The organism is Acidocella sp. C78 (assembly GCF_907164655.1).
Genome location: NZ_CAJQZK010000015.1, coordinates 1 through 21,462, shown reverse-complemented (window position 1 = coordinate 21,462; position 21,462 = coordinate 1). Strand labels below are relative to the sequence as shown.

Here is a 21,462-nt window from a genome sequence, read left to right as displayed (position 1 = left end):
GACGGCGATGGAAGAGTTTCAGCCCCGCCCGCCGGTTGCGCTCACCGCGGCGATGCGGCGCGATATCGCCCGCCGGCTTGCCGCGGGCGAGGGCAATGCCGGCGCGGCGGCCGCCGCGGACCGCCGCCCGGTGGCGGAGGACGCCGCTGGTCTTGTGGGCGCGGCGGTGGCCGGGCGGATCGGGCTGGTGAGTGTCGCCTTGCCCAGCCTTGCCTATCCGCTGTGGATCCGCGCGGGCAGCGGCGATGCGGCGGCTGCCATCGCGGCGGTGCGGGAGGCGGGCGGCGGGCTCGATCTGCCATTTTTGCCGCACCGGATCATGGTGATCGGCGATGCCTATCTCGCGGTGGCACTTGCCGCATCCTATCCGGATGCCGGGCTGGTCAGCGTCGAGCCGGTGCCGGACCGCGCCCGGCTGCACGCGCTCAACACGCTGCCGTGGCGACGCATTGCCACCGTCCACAATCCCGTCGGCGTCGCTGGCACCCGCCTTTCGGTCTTTACCGATCCCGCGACCGGCGGCGAGCTGCTGGTGGCGGATCCGAACGGCGAGATCGCGACACTCGGCCTCGGCCAGGTGTTGCGGCATTTCGGCTGGCAGGATGCCGACCTGCTGGTGATCGACCCGGCGGTTTGCCCCGACCTCGCCAACCCCGCGATCGACGGCGATCTGTCCGCCTTCAGACGGATCATGGTCAGGGTTGGGGCTGCGGGGGCGGAGATCGCGCTGGCCGACCGTCTGGCGCCGCCGGCCTGGCGGGCTGGGAGGGCGCCGCGTCATGTTACCTTCGATCGCGCCGCTGCCGGGCCGCGCGCCTCGTCGCGCCGCCAGAAGGTGTTCGACCTTGCCGGCGAGACCATCGCCTGCACCATGCCGGCGCAGGGTTGGCGACCGGCCGGAGAGACCGGGTTCTGCCTCGCCCCGCCTGCCGGCGGGGAGGCGGTGCGGCTTGCGCTGCGCTGCTTCGCCGCCGGCGCTTCAGGGTTCGAGGCGGGGTTGCGGCTGCTGCCCGCGCCGGTCGCACCGACCCGGCTTGCGATCGGGTTCGCCGCCGCGGACACGGGCCGCACGATCCATCGCGCCGCGCGCGAGATCAGGCCGGGCGAAAGCGTGATCTGGCGGTTCGACCTGCCGGTGTTTTTCGGCGAGCTGGAGATTGTTTTCGAGGCGACGGTGGCCGAGGGGAACGGGCAGGGCGGGTGGCTCGAACTCCACGATCCGGCGTTGCTCTGAACGGCGACGGGCCTTCCGGGTGGAGTGGAGCGAGCCGGCGATCGTCCTCAGCGTCGCCGCGTTCGGCGAGAGCGACCTGCGCGCCGTTGTCCTTGCCGAGACGCATGGCGCCTGGCATGGCCTCGCGCGCGGCGGGGCCGGACGGCGCGGCGCGGCGACCTGGCAGGAAGGCAATCTGATCAACGCCCGCTGGGTCGCGCGCCTGCCGGAACAGCTTGGCAGTCTCAGCGGCGAGCTGGTGCACCCCGCCGCCGCGATCGCGATGGCGGACAAGCTGGCGCTGGCTGTGCTGCGCGCGGCCTGTTCGGTTGCGGCCGGCGCGCTGCCGGAGCGCGAGGCGCATCGCGGCGTCTTCATCCGGCTCGCACGGCTGCTGGGGGGCATCGGCGTCGCCGGCGCGGCGCTGCCAGCGCTGGTGCGCTTCGAACTCGAATTGCTGCGCGAACTCGGCTACGGGCTTGACCTGTCGTGCTGCGCGCTGTCCGGTGTGGCCGAGGATCTCGCCTTCGTCTCGCCGCGCACCGGCCGCGCCGTGGCGCGTGAAGCCGCCGGGGACTGGGCGCCGCGGCTGCTGAGGCTGCCGGGCTTCCTGCTCGATGAGGACGGCGCCGACGACGAGGCCGACCTTGCCGCCTGCCGCGACGGGCTGGCGCTTACCGGCCATTTCCTCACCCGCGATGCGTTCGGCGCGCGCCATGCCCCGCTTCCCACGGCCCGGCTCGACCTCTATGACCGGCTGAACCGCAGACTGAACGGAGACGACGATGCCCGATGATCTCCTGGGCAATGTTCAGGACACGAAACTCGCCACCGCCCTTTCCGAGCGGTATCTTGCCTATGCGCTCTCGACCATCATGGCGCGATCGCTGCCGGATGTCCGCGACGGGCTGAAGCCGGTGCATCGCCGGTTGATCTTCGCGATGCGGCAGCTCCGGCTCGATCCGGGCTCGGGCTTCAAGAAATGCGCCCGCGTGGTGGGCGACGTGATGGGCAAGTTCCATCCGCATGGCGACATGTCGATCTACGAGGCGCTGGTCCGCCTCGCGCAGGATTTCGCCTCGCGCTATCCGCTGATCGAGGGGCAGGGCAATTTCGGCAATATCGACGGCGATAACGCCGCGGCGATGCGCTACACCGAAAGCCGGCTGACCGAGGTCGCCGCCGCGCTGCTGGAAGGGATCGACGAGGACGCCGTCGATTTCCGCCCGACCTATGACAACGAGGATTCCGAGCCCGTCGTCCTGCCCGGCGCGTTTCCCAACCTGCTGGCCAATGGCGCGGCCGGCATCGCCGTCGGCATGGCGACGTCGATCCCGCCGCACAACGCGGCCGAGCTGTGCGCCGCCGCGATCCATCTGATCCGTCATCCGGACGCCGACACCGCGTCGTTGCTCGATGTCGTGCAGGGGCCGGATTTCCCGACCGGCGGCGAACTGGTCGAGGACCGTGCGACCCTGCTCTCGGCGTATGAGACCGGCCGCGGCTCGCTGCGGGTGCGGGCGCGCTGGAGCCGCAGCGATCTCAAGGGCGGGACGTGGCAGATCGTGGTCACCGAAATTCCGTATCAGGTGCAGAAATCCCGGCTCATCGAGCAGGTCGCGCAGCTGATGGCCGAGCGCAAGCTGCCTTTGCTGGGCGATATCCGCGACGAGAGCACCGAGCGTGTGCGAATCGTGCTGGAGCCGAAATCGCGCACCGTCGATCCCGACATGCTGATGGCGAGCCTGTTCCGCGCCACCGCTTTCGAGCAGCGGTTCAGCATGAACATGAACGTGCTCGACGCCGACCGCACGCCGCGCGTGATGGGGCTGCGCGAGATGCTGCTGGCATGGCTCGATCACCGGCACGTGGTGCTGGAGCGGCGCTCCCGCCACCGGCTCGCCGCGATCGCCCGCCGGCTGGAAATCCTCGAAGGCTATCTCGCGGTCTTTCTTAATCTCGACGAGGTGATCCGCATCATCCGCACCGAGGACGAGCCGAAACCCGCCCTCATCGCCGCCTTTACCCTGACCGATACCCAGGCCGAGGCGATCCTCAACATGCGTCTGCGCAGCCTGCGCAAGCTTGAGGAGATGGAAATCCGCAAGGAACACAAGGCGCTGACCGCCGAGCGCAAGGCGCTGGATGCGATGCTCGCCGACCCGGCGAAGCGCTGGGCGCGGATCGAGGCTGAAATCGAGGCGACGGCGAAGACATTCGGCGGCGGTCCGGGGGCGCGGCGCACCACGATCAGCGGTGCGGCGCCGGTCACCGAGGTGGCGGTCGAGGCGCTGGTGGAGCGCGAGCCGCTCACCGTGATCCTATCGGAAAAAGGCTGGATCCGCGCGCTCAAGGGTCATGCCGTGGCCGAGTCCGAGCTGAAATTCAAGGAGGGCGACCGGCTGAAGGCGCTGTTGCGCTGCTCCAGCCTTGATCGGGTAACGGTGTTCGCGACCAATGGGCGCGTCTACAGCCTGCGCGCCGCCGAGCTGCCGCGCGGCCGCGGCGATGGCCAGGCGATCCGGCTGATGGTCGATCTCGGCAACGAGGACGAGGTGACGGCGCTCTTCGTCGCCGAACCCGAGGCGCGTTACCTCGTCGCCGGCACCGACGGGCGGGGGTTCATCGTGGCTGGCGCGGAACTCGGCGCGGAGAAACGCACCGGCAAGCAGATCCTCGCCGTCCGCCCGGGGCAGGAGGCCCTGCTGTGCCGCAAGGTTGCGGGCGATCATCTCGCGGTGATCGGGCAGAACCGCAAGCTGCTGGTCTTTCCGCTCGATCAGGTGCCGGAAATGGCGCGCGGCGCCGGTGTGATGCTGCAGAAATACAAGGATGGCGGGCTGGCCGATGCCAAGGGCTTCACCCTTGCCGCCGGGTTGAGCTGGCGCCTCGGTGACAAGCTGCGCACCGAGACGCGGCTTGCCGAATGGCTGGGCGCGCGCGGGCAGGCCGGACGGCTGCCGCCGACCGGCTTCCCGCGCTCGGGCACGTTCGGCCCGCCGGATGATGACGCGGGCTGATGCCCGGCCGCGCCTGACCGATCGCGCCGGGTTGCCGCTGGCGGGTGGCAGCCTCGCCCTGAATTTCCGTGCCGTCTCGCTGCTTGAGGGGGTACGCGCCGCGATTGCCGTCGCGGGCACGCTGGGCGCCGGCGCCGTGCTCGGCCTGCCGCAGCTCGGCCTTGCCGCGCTCGGCGCGCTGCTGGCCTGTTTTACCGATCCCGGCGGCGCGCTGCGCGCCCGCCTGCCGCCCATGCTGGTGTTCGGCGTCGGCGGGGCGATCTGCCTTGGTTTGTTCCGGCTGCTGGACGGGGTGAGCCCGCTGCTGGCCATTCCGGTTGCGGGGTTTGGCATTTTCTGTTGCAGCCTCGCGCGGATCTATGGGCAGGGCGGGCTGCTCGCGGGCAATCTGCTCGGCGTCACCATCGTGCTGGCGCTCGACATGCCGACCGGCTCCCCGGTCGCGGCACTGCATGCGGCGTTCGGCTTCTGGGCGGGGGCCGCGGAAGCCGCGATCCTGACCCTTGCCCTCTGGCGCATCCGCCCGTTCGGCCCGGCGCGCGCCGCGCTGGCCGATGCGGCGCTGGCGCTCGCCGAGCTTGCCCGCGACCTTGCTGCGCGCAAGGCCGATGCCGAGGGCGAGACCGGGTTCGACCTGCATGCCCGCGGCCATCGTCGGGCGGTGCGCGAGGCGATCGAGCGTGCCCGCGCCGTGACCCAGGCAACGCTCCGCCGGCGCGGCGCGGCCAGCCAGCGGGCGAACGCGCTCGTTCTGCGCATCGCCACCTTCGATCAGCTGTTCGGCGCGCTGATCGCACTGGGCGAGGACATGGCGGCCCGTGGCACCGATGATCCGGCGGCCCGACGGGCGGTGGCCGGGATCGGCGACGTGCTGGCGGCGATGGCGCCGGCGCTGGAGGCGGGCCAGTCGCTCGATACCGCCTCGTTCCGCGCCGCTCTTGCGGCGCTGCGCGATGGAGTCGCCATTGACGGGGGCGATCCGGCACTACGCCGGCCGCTGGCCGCATCTCTCGACCGGCTTTCGGTGCTTATCACGGTCTCGAACGCGCCCGGCGCGCCGGTTGCGGCCGAGAGCGCGCAGCCGGGGCTGAAGGAAGCGATCCTCGCGCCGCTGCGCTCCAATCTCACCTTGGCGTCGGTGCCGCTGCGCCATGCGCTGCGCACCGCGCTGGTCGCGACGCTGGTTCTCGCTTTCGTTGCCTGGCTTGGCAATCCGTTCGGCCACTGGCTCGCCATCACCGTGATTCTTGTGTTGCAGCCGCATTTCTCGGCCACCTGGGTCCGCGCGGTCGAGCGCGTCGGCGGCACCGTGGCGGGTGGGCTGCTCGCCGCCGGCATCGGCCTGCTGGTTCACACCAGGCAGGAACTCGCGATGGCGATGGTGCCGCTTACCCTGTTCGCCTTCGCGGTGCGCGGGGTGAACTACAGCGCCTGGGTCGTTTTGCTCACACCGATGATCGTGCTGCTGATCGAGCAGATCGATCCGGGGGCGAACCAGTGGGTTGTCGCCGCCTCGCGCGTCGGCTTCACGCTGGCCGGTGGCATCCTCGCGGTTGCCGCCAATCTCGCCCTCTGGCCGAGTTTCGAGGGCAACCGGCTTGGCGCAGCGCGGCGCGAGGCCGTCGCCGCGCACCGGGCCTATCTCGTCGCGACTTTCGCCCATCTGGCCGGCGATGCGCCGCCGCCGGAGGCCGCGCGGCGGCAGGCGGGTCTGGCGAGCAACAATCTCGAAGCGTCGATCGCGCGGGTGATGATGGAGCCGCATCGCGACGACGACAAGCTGCTGCGCGCCGCGATCGTCACCGATGCCGCATTGCGCCGCACGGCCGGCCGGCTGGCGGCGCTGGCCCTCGAACCCCGCCTGGAGGTGGCGGCGAGGGCCGGGTGCCGGGCCTGGGGCGAGGTGCTCGCCGCCTGGTTCGACCCTGCTTTGCCAGATCCGCCGCCCTTGCCCCTGCCGGTAGGCCTGCCCGCGATCGATGACGGGCTTGCGCGGCTGGCCCGGCAGGCGGAACTTGTCCGCCAACCCGTCACTTCGGAGACCATCGCATGAGCGATCAAGGCCCGGCCCGCCGCAATGGCGGCGTGGTGCGCATCATCGAGGCGCTGCTGTTCGGCGGCCGCTGGCTGCTCGCGCCGCTCTATCTCGCGATGCTGGTGCTGCTGGCGCTGATCGTCGCGCGGTTCATCGTCGAGCTTATCCATGCCGCGCCCGGCCTGATCGCGATGAGCGAGACGCAGGTGATCATGGCGACGTTGTCGCTGATCGACCTCTCGCTCACCGCCAACCTGATCGTGCTCGTCATTCTCTCGGGCTACGAGAATTTCGTCGCGCGCATCACCCTGGCGGAAGGCGACCGCAGGCCGGAATGGATGGGCAGCATCGATTTCGGCGGGCTCAAGCTGAAAATGCTGGGCTCGATCACCGTGATCGCGGCGGTGCATGTCCTGCGGGTGTTTCTCGAAGTCCGCGCAGAGCCCGATCGGGTCGTGCTGTATCAGTCAGGCCTGATGCTCGCCCTCGTGCTTACCGGCCTGCTGCTGGCGCTGACCGACCGCATCGCGGGTCACGACTGAAGCAGCGCCGCGAGGAACCGGCGGAACCGGCGGGGCTCCACGGTATAGGCCTGCGGCGCGGTCTCGTGGATGCCCTCGCTAAGCAGGCCGATCCGCTGGCCGCGCAGTGCCGCGATCGCCGACTGGTCGAGCGCGTGGCAGCGGATCACGCCGGTCACGCAGTCCGGCCCGGCGAAGATCGCGTTGTGCAGCCCCGAGCCCATCGGCCCCACGATCGCCCGCGCGCCGGCGAACAGCCCCATCTGTTCGGCGAAGGGCAGGGTTTCCGGCCGCAGCACGGCGAAGCCGAATTCGTCGCGGGCGATGGCGGCGATCTCCTCCTCGTTGGCGTAGCGGCGCAGCGGCGCATGCGGGTTGGCAAAATCGCCGCGGGCAACGAAGATCCGCGTCATCGGCGTCGCCGGCGGGCGGGCGATGCGGGAGAGCATATGGTCGATCAGCCCGCCCGTGAGCGGATGATACCCGCCTGTCCGGCCGAGCAGCGGCAGGACGATGGCGTGGTCGAGATCGAGCTGTTCCCGTGCGGAATCGTACCAGATCGCCTCGTATGTATCGATACCGAAATGATCGCGCATGATCGCGATGAACCAGTCCGGCATCTCGCGGTCGAGCACCGGGCGCACCCCGTCGAGCAGCGACAGGAACCGGATGGCCAGCAGCAGCTTCGGCAGCATCTCGATCAGCAGGTGGCCATAGACCCGCACGCCCCAGCCGTGAAAGACGAAGCCCGGCCGGGTCTCGCGCCGCACCGGCAGGGCGGCGAGATGCGCCGGCATCGCCCCGTCCTCCTGCTGCACGATCCGGCGGACATAGACGGGCATGACGCTCTCGTCGTCGAGCAGCGCGCCGCCATGCCAGACCAGCCCAGGCCCGGCGAGGCGCGCCCGCATCGGCCCGAGCAGGGCAAGATCGAAGGGCGCGCGCGGCGCCTCGGCGTGAAGCGCTATCCATTCCGGCGCGATGAATTCGGGGTCCGCCGGCTGCGGTATGGGCAAGGGCGCCGGCTTCGCCGCGCCGACGAGGCGGACCCGCGGGATCGCGCCGCCCGCCGCGCGCAGCAGGCCGGAGGCTTCAGCGCTCGTAATGGTCGGCCACCAGCCGGTCGAGTAGGCGCACGCCGAAGCCGGTCGCACCTTTTGGGCCCACGGCGCCGTCCTTGCCTGCCCAGGCCATGCCGGCGATGTCGAGATGCGCCCAGGGCACCTTGTCGACGAAGCGCTGGAGGAACTGCGCCGCGGTGATCGAGCCGCCGGCCCGGCCGCCGCCGATATTCTTCATGTCGGCGATGTCGCAGTCGATCAGCTTGTCATAGGCCTCGCCCATCGGCATGCGCCATACGCCCTCGCCGGTGATCCTCGCCGCCTCGGCGAGTTGCCCGGCCAGCGTGTCGTCGTTTGAGAACAGGCCGGCATTCTCGTGGCCGAGCGCCACGATGATCGCGCCGGTCAGCGTCGCGAGGTCGATCATGAAGCGCGGCTTGAACCGCTCCTGCGCGTAGGTCAGCACGTCGGCGAGCACCAGGCGCCCTTCGGCGTCGGTGTTGAGCACCTCGATCGTCTGGCCGGACAGGGAGGTCACGACATCGCCCGGCCGCTGCGCGCTGCCGGAGGGCATGTTCTCGACCAGGCCGACCAGCCCGACCGCATCGACCCGCGCCTTGCGCCCGGCCAGGGCGGCCATCAGGCCGATCACCGTGCCGGCGCCGGCCATGTCCCATTTCATGTCCTCCATCCCGGCGGCGGGTTTGAGCGAGATGCCGCCGGTGTCGAAGGTGACGCCCTTGCCGATGAAGACCAGCGGATCGCGCGGGGCGGCGCGCTCCTTGCGCGCGGGCTTCGCCGCCTGTTTCGCCTGCGCCTTGCGGCCGCGGGCCGGGGCTTCGGGCTCGGAGGCGCCGAGCCATTGCATCACCACCACGCGCGGCTCGTTGACGCTGCCGCGGGCAACGCCGAGCAGCGCGCCGAAGCCGCGCTTCTCGAGATCGCGCTGGTCCATCACCTCGACCTTCACGCCGAGCGACTTCAGCGCCTTCGCGCGGTCGGCCATCTCGGCCGGGGTGAGGATGTTGGCGGGTTCGGAGACGAGATCGCGCGTCAGCTCCACCCCGGCGGCGAGAGCGGCGAGCGGGGCGAAGGCGGTGCGCGTCGCGGCGGCATCCTGCGCCAGCACGGTGAGGCGGGCGAGCCTCGGCTTCTGCTCTTCCTTCTGGCGGGTGCGGTAGCGGTCGAACCGGTAGCTGCGCAGCCGCGCGCCGAGGGCAGCATGGGCGAGCAGGGCGGGATCGAGCGCATCGGCGGCCAGCGCGGCAAGCGGTTCCTTCAGCAGCAGCGCTGCGGCTGAAGCGCCGGCGCGCTCGGCGCGATGCGGCGTGATGTCGTCGGCGGCGCCGAGGCCGACCAGCGCGACCCGGTCGAGACCGGCGCCGGGTGCGATCAGCGTCGCGGTCTGCCCGCGCTTGCCGGTGAAGCGCGCCGCCGCCATCGCGCGGGCAAGCCCGCCTTCGAGCGCCGCATCAAGCGCGGCCGCCACACCCTCCGGCGCCGCCCCCTCGGCCAGCAGCAAAGCGAGGGCGCCGCTTTCGGGCAGTGCGGTCTTGGCGAAGCCGATGTCGATCATGCCGTCTTGTCCCGTTTTCCGTTTTGTTTCGCGTCGCGATCCAGCATGCCCGCCAATTTGGCGTTTTCCAAGCCCCGCGATATCAGGCGTCCATGAATGACAGTGAATTGCTCGAACTCGCCGCCTCGCTGGCCGAGGACGCGGGGCGTGAAATCCTCGCCGTCCGCGCCGGAGGCTTCTCGGTCGATCGCAAGGCCGACGAAACCCCGGTCACGCTCGCCGACATGCGGGCCGAACGGCTGATCGTCGATGGTCTGCGCCGCGCCGCGCCCGAAATTCCGGTGATCGCCGAGGAAGAGGTCGCGGCCGGGCGGCAGACCGATCCGGGCCGGCGCTTCTGGCTGGTCGATCCGCTCGACGGCACGCGGGAATTCGCCGCGGGGCGCGACGAGTTCGCCGTCTGCATCGGGCTCGTGGTCGATGGGCGGGTTCGTCTCGGCGCGGTTGGCGCGCCGGCGGAGGGGGCGGTGTATGGCGGGATCGTCGGGCAGGGGGCCTGGCGGCAGAACGGTGCCGGGCGGCATCCGATCGCGGCGCGTACGCCGCCGGACGAGGGGATTACCGTCTATGCCTCGCGCCATTATGCCGACGATCCGCAACTCGCCGCCTATCTTGCCCGCTACAAGGTGGCGCGGCTGACCAATATCGGCTCGGCGCTGAAATTCTGCCGCCTTGCCGAGGGGGTGGCGGATTTCTATCCCCGCCTCGGCCGGACCATGGAATGGGACACCGCGGCGCCGCAGGCGGTGCTGGAAGCGGCGGGCGGCCGGGTCGTCACCATGGCGGATGAAACCCCGCTGCGCTACGGCAAGGCGGGGTTCGAGAACCCCCACTTCCTCTGCTTCGGCCGCGCCGACGGCTGAAGACCCGGCTCAGGGCGCTGGCCAGAGCCAGGCCGCGCCCCGCACGCCCGAGGAATCGCCGTGCTTGTTGCGGACTACCGGCGTGTCGAACGTGTCGCTGATGATGTAGGGTTTCATCAGTTCCGGCAGGTCGGTGTAGAGGTGATCGAGATTGGACAGCCCGCCGCCCAGCACGATCACGTCAGGGTCGAGGATATTGACGATCATCGCCAGGCCCCGGGCCAGCCGCTCGGCATGTGTCGCGAGGGCGCGAACGGCGCGCTCCTCGCCGGCGGCGGCGCGCGCCGGCAGCCGGCCGGCGTCGCGCGCGCCCGGCCCGTCCGCCTCGGCGGCAAGGGCGGGGCCGGCGATGTAGGTTTCGAGACACCCGGATTTGCCGCACCAGCACCGGCGCAGCGGCATTTCCTCCATTCGAGGCCAGGGCAGCGGGGTATGTCCCCATTCGCCGGCGATGTGGTGCCGCCCTTCGAGCACCTTGCCATCGACGACGATGCCGCCGCCGCAGCCGGTGCCGATGATCACGCCGAAGACGCAATGCGCGCCGGCACCGGCGCCGTCCGCCGCCTCGCTCATCGCGAAACAGTTGGCGTCGTTCGAGACGCGGACGGGCCGGCCGAGCTTCGCTTCGAGGTCCTTGTCGAACGGGTTGCCGTTCAGCCGCTCGGAATTGGCGTTCTTGACGAGGCCGGTGGCCGGGCTGATCGTTCCGGGAATGCCGATGCCGATACCGTGCGCGGTGCCGAGCTTCGCCTCGGCCTCCCGCACGAGATCGGCAATGGTCTCGATCGTGCGGCCGTAATCCTGGGGGTCGGGACGCGCATGCGATGCGCGAGAGACCCGTCCGGCATCAGCGCCGCGATCTCGATTTTGGTCCCGCCCAGGTCGATGCCGATGCGATAGGTCATGATCTGTCCCGTCCGTTGCGTTCCGCGCCTCTATCACGCCATTGGGCCTATTGCTCAAGAGGCGGCGAGGCGTCACCATGTTGCCATGGCGGACAGACAGCTCGACGCGCGCTATCTGAAAGGGCCGATGCCCGTGCTGAGGGCGGCCCGGGAGCTGCGCAGCCTCGCCCCCGGAACCCGGCTGCGCGTGCTGGCGACTGATCCCGGCACCGTCGTCGATTTTCGCGATTTCTGCCGCGATGCAGGGCATGCCCTGGTCTCGTGGAGCGAGGTGAAGGGCTTGTTCAGCTTCACCATTCGAGCGGCGGGCGCCGCGCGCGAGGCCGCGCCCCATGAAACGGCGCCGCGCGGTCCGGCAAAATGAGGAAACGCCTGGGGAGAAACAAGAAAAATGTCCGTTGCGCTGATCACCCACCCGGCCTGCTTCGAGCACGATACCGGCCCGCACCATCCTGAGCGTCCGGCAAGGTTGCGCGCCGTGCTCGGCGCGCTGGAGACCCCCGAATTCCAGCATCTGCTGCGCGAGGTGGCGCCGGAAGCGCCGGAGTCGGCGTTGCGGGCCGTGCATCACGATGCCTATGTCGATTCGATTCTCGCGAAATTGCCGGCTGAGGGCGAGACGGTGCATCTCGATGCCGACACGCTGATGAGCAGCGGCAGTCTTGCCGCGGCGCTGCGCTCGGCCGGCGGCGCGATGCGCGGGGTTGACGCGGTGATGGAGGGCTGGGCGCGGGCCGCCTTCGTCGCCACGCGCCCGCCCGGCCATCACGCCGAACCCGACCGGGCGATGGGGTTCTGCCTGTTCGCCAATGCCGCGATCGCCGCGCATCATGCCCGCGCGCACGGCCTTCGGCGCATCGCCGTGGTCGATTTCGACGTGCATCACGGCAACGGCACCCAGGCGATGTTCGAGACCGACGCCGATCTGTTCTACGCCTCGTCGCACCAGTTTCCATGTTATCCCGGCACTGGCCGGCCTTCCGAGCGCGGCGTTGCCGGCAACATCGTCAACGCGGTGCTGCCGCCCGGCTCCGGGTCTGACGCCTTCCGCGCCGCCTGGCAGGAGACGCTGATACCGGCATTGGAGCGGTTCGCGCCGGAACTGCTGATCATCTCGGCCGGGTTCGATGCGCACAAATTCGATCCGCTCGCCGAACTCAATGTCGAAACCGCCGATTTCGCCTGGCTGACCGAGTCGCTGGTGGGCGTCGCCGACCGGCATTGCGGCGGCAGGGTGGTCTCGCTGCTCGAGGGCGGCTACGACCTCGATGCGCTCGCCGCCGGCACCGCCGCCCATGTCCGCGCCTTGATGCGGCACTGATCCGGCGCTATCGCGGGGAAAACTTGGGAGTTTCGATCATGGCCGCAGCCAAGCCGGATGCCGGCGTCCCCGATTCGGGCCCGGACATCGACAAGATGTCGTTCGAGGATGCCCTGGCCGAGCTCGAGCGCATCGTGCGCGGGCTTGAAACCGGGCAGCAGAAGCTGGAGGACGCGATTGCCGCCTATGAGCGGGGCAGCCGCCTGAAGCAGCAATGCGAGGCTCGGCTGGCCGAAGCGGAGAGCCGTGTGCAGTCGATCGTCGCGCGGGCCGATGGCGCGCTCGCGCTGAAGGACGACCAATGAGCGCCGCCGGGCCGGAAGCCGCGCTCGCCGCGGCGCTGCGGGATGCCGCCGCGCTGATCGAGACCGAGCTGGACGTGCTGCTGCCCTTGCCGGACGGCGAGGAGCGGCCGCTGGTCGAGGCGATGCGCTATGCGGTGCTCGGCGGCGGCAAGCGGATGCGCGGGTTTCTCGTGATCGAGACAGCGCGGCTGTTTTCGGTCAACCTCACCTGCGCGGTGCGGGTGGCCGCCGCGGTCGAGATGCTGCACGCCTATTCGCTGGTGCATGACGACCTGCCGGCGATGGACGATGACGACCTGCGCCGTGGAAAGCCATCCTGCCACAAGGCGTTCGACGAGGCGACCGCGATCCTCGCCGGCGATGCGTTGCAAACCCGGGCCTTCGAGGTGCTGGCCGAGCCGGACACCCATTCCGACCCCGAGGTGCGCTGCGAGCTGGTGCTCGCCCTTGCGGCGGCCTCCGGCGCGCGCGGCATGGTCGGCGGCCAGATGATCGACATCGTCTCGGAAGGAAAGCAGCTCGAACCGCCGGTGATCACCCGCTTGCAAGCGCTCAAGACCGGGCGGCTGATCCAGTTCAGCGCCGAGGCCGGTGCCATTCTCGGCCGCGCGCAGGGGCCGCAGCGGCATCATATCGCGGGGTACGGGCGGGATCTCGGTGCTGCGTTCCAGATTGCCGATGACATTCTGGACGAGGAGGGCTCTGATGCAAGCCTCGGCAAGACCGCCGGCAAGGATGCGGCCCAGGGCAAGGCGACCATGGTCGCGGTGATGGGGATCGAGCGCGCGCGCACCCATGCGGCGCATCTCGCAAGCCAGGCCGCCGCCTATCTCGACAGTTTCGGCGCAAAGGCCGACCTGCTGCGCGCGCTCGCCGCCTTTACCGTCAGCCGCCGGAGCTGACCGGCGGGCGATGCGGATCGTCATCGCCAGCCGGATCCTGAACGAGGAGGACATTGTCGAGGCGTTCGTGCGCCACAACGCCGCCTTCGCGGCGCATCTGCTCTTCCTCGACAATGGCAGCACCGACCGCACGCTCGCGATCCTGCGGGCGCTGCGCGACGAGGGGCTGCCGCTCTCGGTGTTCCAGGCGCGCGCCGTGGGCTTTGATGAAGCGCGGGTGAATTCGTGGCTCTACGAGACCGCCGACGGGCTGCATCGGCCGGACTGGGTGGCGTTTCTCGACGTTGACGAGTTCATCGTCGCGGGTGGGGACGGGCTGGCGGCCTCGCTTGCGGGGGCCCGGGCACCGGCGGTGATGCTGCCGCTCGTGCATTATTTCGACACGATGGATGACGATCCCGCCGAGCTGGTGATTCCGCGGCGGATGCGCTGGCGCGCGCGGGAGATACCGCTGGTGCCGAAGGTCTTCGTGCGCGGCGGATTCGGTGCGCGCTGCGCGGTCGCGCCAGGCAATCATGGTGCGTCGGTCGACGGCGTTGCGCTGCCGCAGTTCAGTCTTGCCGGTGCCGCGCTCGCGCATTTTCCCCGCCGCTCCGGCTGGCACGACCTGCAGAAGAGCGGGATCGGCTGGCTCAAGGTGCTGGCCGCCGGCGGGCTGGCGGAGCAGGCGGGATATTCGGCGCATTACCGGGTGCCCTTCGAGCGGCTGCGCGATGCGCCGGCGAGCTTGCTGCGCGAGCCGGCTTATCTGGCCCAGCCGGTCGATCCGGTGCGGATGGTATGCGACCCGATCGATTATCGCGGCGGCGAACTGCGCCACACGGCGCCGTCCGATCCGGCGATGCGCGCGCTTGCCGCGGCGCTGCACCATGCCGAGGCGCTGGCTCGCGCCCACGGCCGGCTGCTCGACGAATCGGCCGAGGCGCGCGGCCTGGTCGCGCGATGGAACGGCGAGCGCGGTTTCCTGTTCTGACCGCGGCCGTGGCTCAGCCCGCCCGCGCGCGCTCGCGCAGCACGTATTTCTGGATCTTGCCGGTCGAGGTTTTCGGCAAGTCGCTGAACACGATTCGCTTCGGCGCCTTGAAATGCGCCATGTTCTGCCGGCAGAAGGCGATGATGTCCTCCGCCGTGGCGGTCATCTCCGGCCGCAGCACGACGAAGGCGCAGGGTACCTCGCCCCATTTGTCGTCCGGCGCGGCCACGACAGCGGCTTCCAGAACCGCCGGATGGCGATAGAGCACGGTCTCGATCTCGATGGTCGAGATGTTTTCTCCGCCGGAGATGATGATGTCCTTCGAGCGGTCCTTCAGCTCGATATAGCCGTCGGGGTGCATGACGCCGAGATCGCCGGTCGCGAACCAGCCGCCGGCGAAGGATTTTTCCGTTGCAGCCGGATCTTTCAGATAGCCCATCATGACGATGTTGCCGCGCAGGAACACCTCGCCCATCGTCATCCCGTCGGCCGGAACCGGCGCGCGGGTGGCCGGATCGGCGACCATCGCCCCTTCCTCGACCGCGTAGGTCACGCCCTGCCGCGCCCGCAGTGCTGCGCGTTCCGCCGCCGGGCTGCCGTTCCAGTCCTCCTGCCAGGCGCAGTAGGTGACCGGGCCGTAGGTTTCGGTCAGCCCGTAGACATGGGTGAGATCGACGCCGAGCCCTTCCATCGCCTCGATCACGGCGGCCGGCGGCGGCGCGCCGGCGGTCATCATCGCGACGCCGCGCCCGGCATAGACCGCGCGCTGCGGCTCCGGCGCGTTGATCATCATGTTCATGATCACCGGCGCGCCGCAGAGATGCGTCACCCCGTGGCGCTCGACGGCGGCGGCGATATTCGGCGCGTCGATCCGCCGCAGGCAGACATGCGTTCCCGCCAGCGCGGTGATGGTCCAGGGGAAGCACCAGCCGTTGCAGTGGAACATCGGCAATGTCCAGAGATAGACCGGGTGCTGGCGCATGTTCCAGGTGATGGCGTTGCCGAGCCCGTTCAGATAGGCGCCGCGATGGTGATAGACGACGCCCTTGGGCTTGCCGGTGGTGCCCGAGGTGTAGTTCAGCGCGATCGCCGACCATTCGTCATCGGGGAACCGCCAGTCGAACGCCGCCGTGCCGGTGGCGAGCAACGCCTCATATTCCATGATGCCAAGCCGCGTGCCGCCCGGCCCCTCGGGATCGTCGATGTCGATCACCGGCGGCGCGGCATCGCCGAGTTCCGCCAGCGCCGCGCCGATCACGGGAGCGAATTCGGTGTCGGTCAGCAGCAGCTTCGCCTCGCCGTGGCGCAGGATATAGGCGATGGTCGGGGCATCCAGCCTTGTGTTGAGCGTGTTCAGCACCGCACCCGCCATCGCGATGCCGAAATGCGCTTCGACCATGGCCGGGATGTTCGGCGCCATCACCGCGACGACGTCGCCCGGACCGATTCCCCGCGCGGCGAGCGCCGCGCCGAGCCGCTGGCAACGGGCGAAGGTTTCCGACCATGTGCGCCGGATCGAGCCGTGAACGACCGCCGTCCGCTCCGGCCAGATTTTCGCTGTCCGCGCAAGGAAGGACAGCGGCGACAGCGCCTGATAGTTCGCTTCGGTCTTTTCGAGGCCGGTGGTGAAATCGGTCATGGTGGTTTCCTCGGCTTGGCGGTTTGGTTGCCTTGAGGATATCAGCCGCCCTCCGGAGCCGCCATCCCGCCCGCGCGCGACGATGTGAACGGGCGGGGCGCGGATGATGCTGGACATGCGGGGGTGGGGCGCCAAGATCGCGGACGTGCGGCGCCAAGCCCGCCGGAGCCGAACCGCTGATCCCGCACTGGAGGAGTCACGCCGATGATTCGTTCGTTCCTGCCCCTTGCCGTGGCTATTCTGGCGATGCCGGCCGCCGCCCTTGCCGCGCCGCCCGCCGGGAATGTGCCCGCGGAAATTGTTGTCGTGCCCGTCGCGGTGGCGCCTGTGCCGGTGATGGCGATTCCGGCCGCCCCGGCCGCGCTGATCCGCCAGATCGACGAGATGCAGCGCGCGATGCAGGTTCGGATGCAAGCGCTGGGGCAGCTCGCCGCCAGCCCGCTGGCGCTGGTTTCGGCGATGGCGGGTCCCGGCGCGGTGCCCGGCGGCGTCACCCGGATCACGATGGCCCGCGCGGGGGACGGCGAGGGTGTGTGCAGCGAGCAGATGGCGATCGTGCCGGGGCGCGATGGCCGGATGCATGTGTTCGTTCGCCGCAGCGCCGGCTGCCCGCCGCAGGCCGCCGCCATGCCGGGCCACCCGCCGCAGGCGCTTCGCGGCTACCCGCCGCGGGCACTTAGCGGCTATCCGCCGCGGGCACTTAGCGGCTATCCGCCGCGGGCACTTAGCGGCTATCCGCCGCGGGCGCTTCACCCGCAGGCCCATCCGCGCCTGCCGGCGGACGCGCTGCCGCCGCCCTCGAAGACGATCGAGGCGGAGGATCTGGTTCCCGGCCGGGCGCACGCGGTCGGTTGAGGCCGCAAGCTCCGGTGGCGCGCGGTCTGCCCTGCGCCGCCGGCCTTGCCGGATCGGTGGGAGCCAGATAGTAGGGATCGCCAAGGTCCGCAAACCGGCAAGGACGCACCATGGCTCCCAGCAACGAACTCTCTCTCCCGCGCGGCGCAGACCGCATCACCGAGGCCTATGCCTTCGACGATGTTCTGCTCGTGCCCGGCTTTTCGACGGTGCTGCCGGCGGCGGCGGACACCCGTTCGCGGCTGACGCGCACCATCTCGCTCAACATCCCGGTCATTTCCGCCGCGATGGATACTGTCACCGAGGCGCAGATGGCGATCGCCATGGCGCAGCAGGGCGGCATCGGCGTGGTGCACAAGAACCTCTCGATCGAGGACCAGGCCGACCATGTGCGCCAGGTCAAGAAATTCGAGAGCGGCATGGTGGTCAACCCGCTGACCATCCATCCCGAGCAGACTTTGGCCGAGGCGCAGGCGCTGATGGCGCAGCACCGGATTTCCGGCGTTCCCGTGGTCGAGCGCGGCACCAATCGCCTTGTCGGCATTCTCACCCATCGCGACGTCCGCTTCGCGACCGACCCGGCCGCGCGGGTCCATGAGCTGATGACGCGGGACAATCTCGTCACCGCGCCGGCGAATGTCGCGCCCGAGGTTGCGCGGTCGCTGCTGCACAAGCACCGGATCGAGAAGCTGCTGGTGGTGGACGAGGCGTATCGCTGCGTCGGCCTGATCACCGTGAAGGACATGGACAAGGCCGAGGCACATCCGCTGGCCAACAAGGACGAGCTGGGGCGCCTGCGCGTTGCCGCGGCGACCGGCGTTGGCGAGGATGGAGCGCGCCGCGCCGAGGCGTTGATCGCGGCGGGTGTGGATGTCGTGGTGGTGGATACCGCGCATGGCCATTCCGAGGGCGTGCTGCGCGCGGTTGCCCGGATCAAGGAACGCTCGAACGCGGTTCAGATCGTCGCCGGCAACGTCGCCACCCCCGAAGCCGCCGCGGCGCTGATCGCGGCGGGGGCGGATGCGGTCAAGATCGGCATCGGGCCGGGCAGCATCTGCACCACCCGCGTGGTTGCGGGCGTCGGCGTGCCGCAATTCTCCGCCGTGATGGAAACCGCCGCCGCCTGCCACGCGGCCGATGTGCCGGCGATCGCCGATGGCGGCATCCGCACCTCTGGCGACGTGGTCAAGGCGCTCGCGGCCGGGGCCGACTGCGTGATGATCGGCTCGCTCCTCGCCGGCACCGACGAGGCGCCCGGCGAGGTGTTTCTCTACCAGGGCCGGTCATACAAATCCTATCGCGGCATGGGCAGCCTGGGCGCGATGGCCCGCGGCTCGGCCGACCGCTATTTCCAGCAGGACATCAAGGACTCGCTGAAGCTCGTGCCCGAAGGGATCGAAGGCCGGGTCGGCTACAAGGGGCCGATGGCCGGGGTGGTGCATCAGCTCGTCGGCGGCCTGCGCGCCGGCATGGGCTATACCGGCTGTGCGACGATCGCGGAGTTGCAGACCAAGGCGCGGTTCCGCCGCATCACCGGCGCCGGCCTGCGCGAGAGCCACGTTCATGACGTGGCGATCACCCGCGAGGCCCCGAATTACCGGCAGGACTGAGCCTTGACCCCCGCGGGCCGGCTGCAGGCGGCGATCGAGCTGCTGGACGCGATCGAGGCAGATCGCCGGCCGGCCGACGCCATTGCCAACGACTTCCTGCGCACCCGCCGCTTCATCGGCGGTGGCGACCGGCGCGAGATCGGCGAGATCGTTTGGTCGGTGCTGCGCGCCCGCCGCCGGCTCGGCTGGTGGCTGGAACGGGTCGGCGCCGAGGCGACGCCGCGCCTGCTCATCGCCGCCCTGCGCGTGCTCACCGGCATGCCGGCGCCGCGCGTCGCCGGGCTGTTCGGCGTGATGCGGTTCGCCCCGCCGCCGCTCGACGCCGCCGAGCGGCGCGCGCTCGACCGGCTCGACACTCATACGCTCGACCATCCGTCGATGCCCGAGGCAGTGCGGCTGGAAATGCCCGGGTTCGCGTTGCCGTTGCTGCGCGAGCGCTTCGGCGACAGGCTCGAGGCGGAATGCGCGGCGATGATGCAGCCAGCGCCGCTCGATCTGCGGGTCAACCTGCTCAAGGCCACGCGCGAGGCGGCGCTGGATGCTTTGGCGCGCACCGGGCTGAAGGCGGAGCCGACACGGCTCAGCCCGTGGGGCCTGCGCCTTGCCGGCCGGCAGAACGTGACGGCCGCCGCGCCGTTCCGCGACGGGCTGGTGGAAATCCAGGACGAGGGCAGCCAGCTCGTCGCCCTGCTCGCCGGGGCGCAACCGGGCATGCGCGTCGCCGATTACTGTGCCGGCGCCGGCGGCAAGACGCTGGCGATGGCGATGACGATGGCCAACAAGGGACACATCATTGCCTGCGATGTCTCCGCGCCGCGGCTCGACGGCGCGATCCGCCGGCTGCGCCGCGCCGGGGTGCACAATGCCGAGCGCCATCTGCTCGAAGCGGGCGACAAATGGGTGAAGCGGCAGGAAAAGAAATTCGACCGCGTGCTGGTCGATGCGCCCTGCACCGGTGCCGGCACCTGGCGGCGCAATCCGGATGCAAGGCTGAAGCTGACCGAGACCGATCTCGCCGAACTCACGGCCAAGCAGGCGGTGATCCTCGATGCGGCGCAGCGACTGGTCAAGCCCGGCGGCTGGCTGGTCTATGCGACCTGCTCGGTGCTGCGCCCGGAGAACGAGGCGCAGATCGAAGCGTTTCTGGCCCGGCACACCGATTTCGCCATCCTGCCGGTCACCGACGGATTGCCGCCTTACCTGCATGGCGACATGCTGCGCCTGTCCCCCGCGCGGGACGGCACTGACGGGTTTTTTCGCCTGCCGGATGGAGCGGCGCGGATGATCACCGTCCGCCGCGCCCGGACCGCGGATGCGCGCGGCATCGGCGCCGTGCATGTGGAGAGCTGGCGGAGCGCCTATGCCGGCGTGCTGCCTGAACCGGTGCTCACCGGCCTCTCGGCGCCGGACCAGGCAGGATATTACAACCGGGTGATCCGCAGCGGCGCCGTCGTGCATGTGGCCGTCGCCTCCGGTCCCGAACTGCCGGAAGCCGGCCGCCGCGGCGATGTCGTCGCCTTTGTGACCGGGCGGCGCCGCGGCGACGGCGTGGCCGATGCCGAAATCGAGACGCTCTACGTGCTCGACGATTTCCGCGAGCGCGGGCTCGGGCGGCAGCTGCTCACGGCGGCGCTGGCGCATCTTGCCGGACGGGGCTGCGCCTCGGCGATGCTGTGGGTTCTGGCCGACAACCCCGCCCGCTGGTTCTATGAGCGCATGGGCGGGCGGCGGGTGGCGGATGGCAGCGTCGAGGTCGGCGGGGTCGACGTGCCGCAGATCGCCTATCGCTGGGACGGGATCGAGCGCTTCATCTGATCCCCCTCGCGCGCGGATGCGCCGCCTGCCAGACATCCATCAGCCGCTCGGTATCCACCGCGGTGTAGCGCTGGGTGGTGGATAGGCTGGCATGGCCGAGCAACTCCTGGATCGCTCTGAGATCGGCGCCGTTGGCCAGCAGATGGGTCGCAAAGGAATGCCGCAGCGCGTGCGGTGTTGCGTGTTCGGGAAGACCGTTGAGCCGGCGGAACTCGCGCAGCCGGCGCTGCACCACGCCGGGATTGAGCCGCCCACCGCGCGCGCCGAGAAACAGCGGCGCATCGGGCGCGGAGGAGGGATGATGCCGCAGCCAGGCGATGATTTCCCGCCGAACCACCGGCAGCAGCGGCACGATCCGTTGTCGCCCGCCCTTGCCATGGACCGCCAGCGGCGCGCCGTCCGGCGGGAGATCGCCGATATCGAGCCCGAGCGCCTCGTGAATTCGCAGCCCGGCGCCGTAGAGCAGCGCCATCAGCGCCGTGTCGCGCGCCGCGAGCGCGGGGCTTGACGCATCGTCGCCGAGGCTTTCGACCACGGCGGCGGCATCCGGCGCGCTCAGCGCACGCGGCAGGGGGCGGCGGGATCTGGGTGTGCGCAGGAGGCCGGGCGCCTCGTTGACGATGCCATGGCGCCGGCGGAGCCAATGGAAGAAGCTGCGCACCGCGGAGAGTTTCTTCGCACGTGTCGCATTGCCGATGCCATCGGTGGCGGCCCTGGCCAGCCAGGACCGGAAATCCGCAAGGCTCAGCGCGGCGAGATCGGCGCCGGCCGGCTCGGCGCCGATATGTTGGCTGACGAAGCCGAGAAATTCGGCGAGGTCCGCGCCATAGGTCGACACCGTGAGGGCG

General features: G+C 70.3%; 18 protein-coding genes and 2 pseudogenes. 15 read left to right on the top strand and 5 right to left on the bottom strand.

Going from position 1 to position 21,462, the window contains the following annotated elements:
- The first annotated feature begins 7 nt into the window (after nucleotides 1–7).
- Genes ACIDOCELLA78_RS000000106190 through ACIDOCELLA78_RS000000106170 form a run of 5 tightly spaced genes read left to right on the top strand, consistent with a single transcriptional unit; the run spans nucleotide 8 to nucleotide 6,810 of the window.
- Nucleotides 8–1,234: a hypothetical protein gene (locus ACIDOCELLA78_RS000000106190; protein WP_201728848.1), complete on the top strand. Its 1,227-nt coding sequence runs from the start codon at nucleotides 8–10 to the stop codon at nucleotides 1,232–1,234.
- Between the two features lie 19 nt (nucleotides 1,235–1,253).
- Nucleotides 1,254–2,009: a DNA repair protein RecO gene (gene recO / locus ACIDOCELLA78_RS000000106185; RefSeq protein ID WP_201728847.1), complete on the top strand. Its 756-nt coding sequence runs from the start codon at nucleotides 1,254–1,256 to the stop codon at nucleotides 2,007–2,009.
- The gene (parC, locus tag ACIDOCELLA78_RS000000106180) at nucleotides 1,999–4,233 is read left to right on the top strand and encodes a DNA topoisomerase IV subunit A (RefSeq protein WP_201728846.1); all 2,235 of its coding nucleotides are present in this window, start codon (nucleotides 1,999–2,001) and stop codon (nucleotides 4,231–4,233) included. Before recO ends, parC begins: the two co-directional genes overlap by 11 nt.
- On the top strand, nucleotides 4,220–6,286 hold the full coding sequence (locus ACIDOCELLA78_RS000000106175) for an FUSC family protein (RefSeq protein ID WP_201728845.1): 2,067 nt from the start codon (nucleotides 4,220–4,222) through the stop codon (nucleotides 6,284–6,286). The genes parC and ACIDOCELLA78_RS000000106175 overlap by 14 nt, the downstream gene beginning before the upstream one ends.
- Complete coding sequence (locus ACIDOCELLA78_RS000000106170; RefSeq protein ID WP_201728844.1) at nucleotides 6,283–6,810, top strand: YqhA family protein; 528 nt, start codon at nucleotides 6,283–6,285, stop codon at nucleotides 6,808–6,810. The genes ACIDOCELLA78_RS000000106175 and ACIDOCELLA78_RS000000106170 overlap by 4 nt, the downstream gene beginning before the upstream one ends.
- On the opposite strand, the gene ACIDOCELLA78_RS000000106165 is transcribed toward ACIDOCELLA78_RS000000106170, so the two are convergent.
- Together ACIDOCELLA78_RS000000106165 and ACIDOCELLA78_RS000000106160 are read right to left on the bottom strand one after the other, a co-directional pair.
- A complete protein-coding gene (locus ACIDOCELLA78_RS000000106165) occupies nucleotides 6,801–7,943 on the bottom strand; it encodes a DUF563 domain-containing protein (RefSeq protein ID WP_249675903.1) in 1,143 nt (380 codons plus the stop codon). The genes ACIDOCELLA78_RS000000106170 and ACIDOCELLA78_RS000000106165 overlap by 10 nt on opposite strands.
- Complete coding sequence (locus tag ACIDOCELLA78_RS000000106160) at nucleotides 7,882–9,426, bottom strand: leucyl aminopeptidase (RefSeq protein WP_201728843.1); 1,545 nt, start codon at nucleotides 9,424–9,426, stop codon at nucleotides 7,882–7,884. The genes ACIDOCELLA78_RS000000106165 and ACIDOCELLA78_RS000000106160 overlap by 62 nt, the downstream gene beginning before the upstream one ends.
- A 92-nt stretch (nucleotides 9,427–9,518) precedes the next feature.
- Between ACIDOCELLA78_RS000000106160 and cysQ the strand changes: the two genes are divergently transcribed.
- Nucleotides 9,519–10,289, top strand: coding sequence for a 3'(2'),5'-bisphosphate nucleotidase CysQ (gene cysQ / locus ACIDOCELLA78_RS000000106155; RefSeq protein WP_201728842.1), 771 nt, complete (start codon nucleotides 9,519–9,521; stop codon nucleotides 10,287–10,289).
- 9 nt (nucleotides 10,290–10,298) lie between these two features.
- Here the strand turns inward: cysQ and ACIDOCELLA78_RS000000106150 are convergent.
- Nucleotides 10,299–11,194, bottom strand: a pseudogene (locus ACIDOCELLA78_RS000000106150) (ROK family protein).
- 85 nt (nucleotides 11,195–11,279) lie between these two features.
- On the opposite strand from ACIDOCELLA78_RS000000106150, the gene ACIDOCELLA78_RS000000106145 reads away from it, so the two are divergent.
- The 5 genes from ACIDOCELLA78_RS000000106145 to ACIDOCELLA78_RS000000106125 are packed head-to-tail and all read left to right on the top strand — an operon-like array spanning nucleotide 11,280 to nucleotide 14,695.
- Nucleotides 11,280–11,558: a sulfurtransferase TusA family protein gene (locus ACIDOCELLA78_RS000000106145; protein WP_201728841.1), complete on the top strand. Its 279-nt coding sequence runs from the start codon at nucleotides 11,280–11,282 to the stop codon at nucleotides 11,556–11,558.
- Nucleotides 11,559–11,585: 27 nt separating this feature from the next.
- Nucleotides 11,586–12,515: a histone deacetylase family protein gene (locus ACIDOCELLA78_RS000000106140; RefSeq protein ID WP_201728840.1), complete on the top strand. Its 930-nt coding sequence runs from the start codon at nucleotides 11,586–11,588 to the stop codon at nucleotides 12,513–12,515.
- A gap of 38 nt (nucleotides 12,516–12,553) precedes the next feature.
- A complete protein-coding gene (locus tag ACIDOCELLA78_RS000000106135) occupies nucleotides 12,554–12,820 on the top strand; it encodes an exodeoxyribonuclease VII small subunit (protein ID WP_201728839.1) in 267 nt (88 codons plus the stop codon).
- Entirely contained in the window at nucleotides 12,817–13,722 is a 906-nt protein-coding gene (locus tag ACIDOCELLA78_RS000000106130) for a polyprenyl synthetase family protein (RefSeq protein WP_201728838.1), read from the top strand. Before ACIDOCELLA78_RS000000106135 ends, ACIDOCELLA78_RS000000106130 begins: the two co-directional genes overlap by 4 nt.
- A 10-nt stretch (nucleotides 13,723–13,732) precedes the next feature.
- On the top strand, nucleotides 13,733–14,695 hold the full coding sequence (locus ACIDOCELLA78_RS000000106125) for a glycosyltransferase family 2 protein (RefSeq protein WP_201728837.1): 963 nt from the start codon (nucleotides 13,733–13,735) through the stop codon (nucleotides 14,693–14,695).
- A 13-nt stretch (nucleotides 14,696–14,708) separates the two neighbouring features.
- Here the strand turns inward: ACIDOCELLA78_RS000000106125 and ACIDOCELLA78_RS000000106120 are convergent, their stop codons facing one another.
- A complete protein-coding gene (locus tag ACIDOCELLA78_RS000000106120; protein WP_201728836.1) occupies nucleotides 14,709–16,334 on the bottom strand; it encodes an acyl-CoA synthetase in 1,626 nt (541 codons plus the stop codon).
- Nucleotides 16,335–16,538: 204 nt separating this feature from the next.
- Between ACIDOCELLA78_RS000000106120 and ACIDOCELLA78_RS000000106115 the strand changes: the two genes are divergently transcribed.
- The 4 genes and pseudogenes from ACIDOCELLA78_RS000000106115 (at nucleotide 16,539) to ACIDOCELLA78_RS000000106100 (ending at nucleotide 20,614) form a co-directional block, all read left to right on the top strand.
- The gene (locus ACIDOCELLA78_RS000000106115) at nucleotides 16,539–17,189 is read left to right on the top strand and encodes a hypothetical protein (protein WP_201728835.1); all 651 of its coding nucleotides are present in this window, start codon (nucleotides 16,539–16,541) and stop codon (nucleotides 17,187–17,189) included.
- Nucleotides 17,190–17,299: 110 nt separating this feature from the next.
- On the top strand, nucleotides 17,300–18,799 hold the full coding sequence (gene guaB / locus ACIDOCELLA78_RS000000106110) for an IMP dehydrogenase (RefSeq protein ID WP_201728834.1): 1,500 nt from the start codon (nucleotides 17,300–17,302) through the stop codon (nucleotides 18,797–18,799).
- A 3-nt stretch (nucleotides 18,800–18,802) separates the two neighbouring features.
- Nucleotides 18,803–20,056: pseudogene (locus ACIDOCELLA78_RS000000106105) on the top strand (RsmB/NOP family class I SAM-dependent RNA methyltransferase); the annotation flags it as partial.
- Nucleotides 20,057–20,080: 24 nt separating this feature from the next.
- The gene (locus ACIDOCELLA78_RS000000106100; RefSeq protein WP_201728896.1) at nucleotides 20,081–20,614 is read left to right on the top strand and encodes a GNAT family N-acetyltransferase; all 534 of its coding nucleotides are present in this window, start codon (nucleotides 20,081–20,083) and stop codon (nucleotides 20,612–20,614) included.
- Here ACIDOCELLA78_RS000000106100 and ACIDOCELLA78_RS000000106095 read toward each other — a convergent pair.
- Nucleotides 20,607–21,462, bottom strand: an 856-nt coding sequence (locus tag ACIDOCELLA78_RS000000106095; RefSeq protein WP_201728833.1) for a tyrosine recombinase XerC, incomplete at its 5' end; no start/stop codon positions are given. The two genes, ACIDOCELLA78_RS000000106100 and ACIDOCELLA78_RS000000106095, sit on opposite strands and share 8 nt — an antisense overlap.

Excerpts from the sequence above, each read along its gene's own strand:
- ACIDOCELLA78_RS000000106190 (WP_201728848.1), top strand. The coding sequence starts at position 8 with ATGGAAGAGTTTCAGCCCCGCCCGCCGGTTGCGCTCACCGCGGCGATG.
- parC (WP_201728846.1), top strand. The coding sequence starts at position 1,999 with ATGCCCGATGATCTCCTGGGCAATGTTCAGGACACGAAACTCGCCACC.
- ACIDOCELLA78_RS000000106175 (WP_201728845.1), top strand. The coding sequence starts at position 4,220 with ATGACGCGGGCTGATGCCCGGCCGCGCCTGACCGATCGCGCCGGGTTG.
- ACIDOCELLA78_RS000000106170 (WP_201728844.1), top strand. The coding sequence starts at position 6,283 with ATGAGCGATCAAGGCCCGGCCCGCCGCAATGGCGGCGTGGTGCGCATC.
- ACIDOCELLA78_RS000000106160 (WP_201728843.1), bottom strand. The coding sequence starts at position 9,426 with ATGATCGACATCGGCTTCGCCAAGACCGCACTGCCCGAAAGCGGCGCC.
- cysQ (WP_201728842.1), top strand. The coding sequence starts at position 9,519 with ATGAATGACAGTGAATTGCTCGAACTCGCCGCCTCGCTGGCCGAGGAC.
- ACIDOCELLA78_RS000000106145 (WP_201728841.1), top strand. The coding sequence starts at position 11,280 with ATGGCGGACAGACAGCTCGACGCGCGCTATCTGAAAGGGCCGATGCCC.
- ACIDOCELLA78_RS000000106140 (WP_201728840.1), top strand. The coding sequence starts at position 11,586 with ATGTCCGTTGCGCTGATCACCCACCCGGCCTGCTTCGAGCACGATACC.
- ACIDOCELLA78_RS000000106135 (WP_201728839.1), top strand. The coding sequence starts at position 12,554 with ATGGCCGCAGCCAAGCCGGATGCCGGCGTCCCCGATTCGGGCCCGGAC.
- ACIDOCELLA78_RS000000106130 (WP_201728838.1), top strand. The coding sequence starts at position 12,817 with ATGAGCGCCGCCGGGCCGGAAGCCGCGCTCGCCGCGGCGCTGCGGGAT.
- ACIDOCELLA78_RS000000106125 (WP_201728837.1), top strand. The coding sequence starts at position 13,733 with ATGCGGATCGTCATCGCCAGCCGGATCCTGAACGAGGAGGACATTGTC.
- ACIDOCELLA78_RS000000106120 (WP_201728836.1), bottom strand. The coding sequence starts at position 16,334 with ATGACCGATTTCACCACCGGCCTCGAAAAGACCGAAGCGAACTATCAG.
- ACIDOCELLA78_RS000000106115 (WP_201728835.1), top strand. The coding sequence starts at position 16,539 with ATGATTCGTTCGTTCCTGCCCCTTGCCGTGGCTATTCTGGCGATGCCG.
- guaB (WP_201728834.1), top strand. The coding sequence starts at position 17,300 with ATGGCTCCCAGCAACGAACTCTCTCTCCCGCGCGGCGCAGACCGCATC.
- ACIDOCELLA78_RS000000106100 (WP_201728896.1), top strand. The coding sequence starts at position 20,081 with ATGATCACCGTCCGCCGCGCCCGGACCGCGGATGCGCGCGGCATCGGC.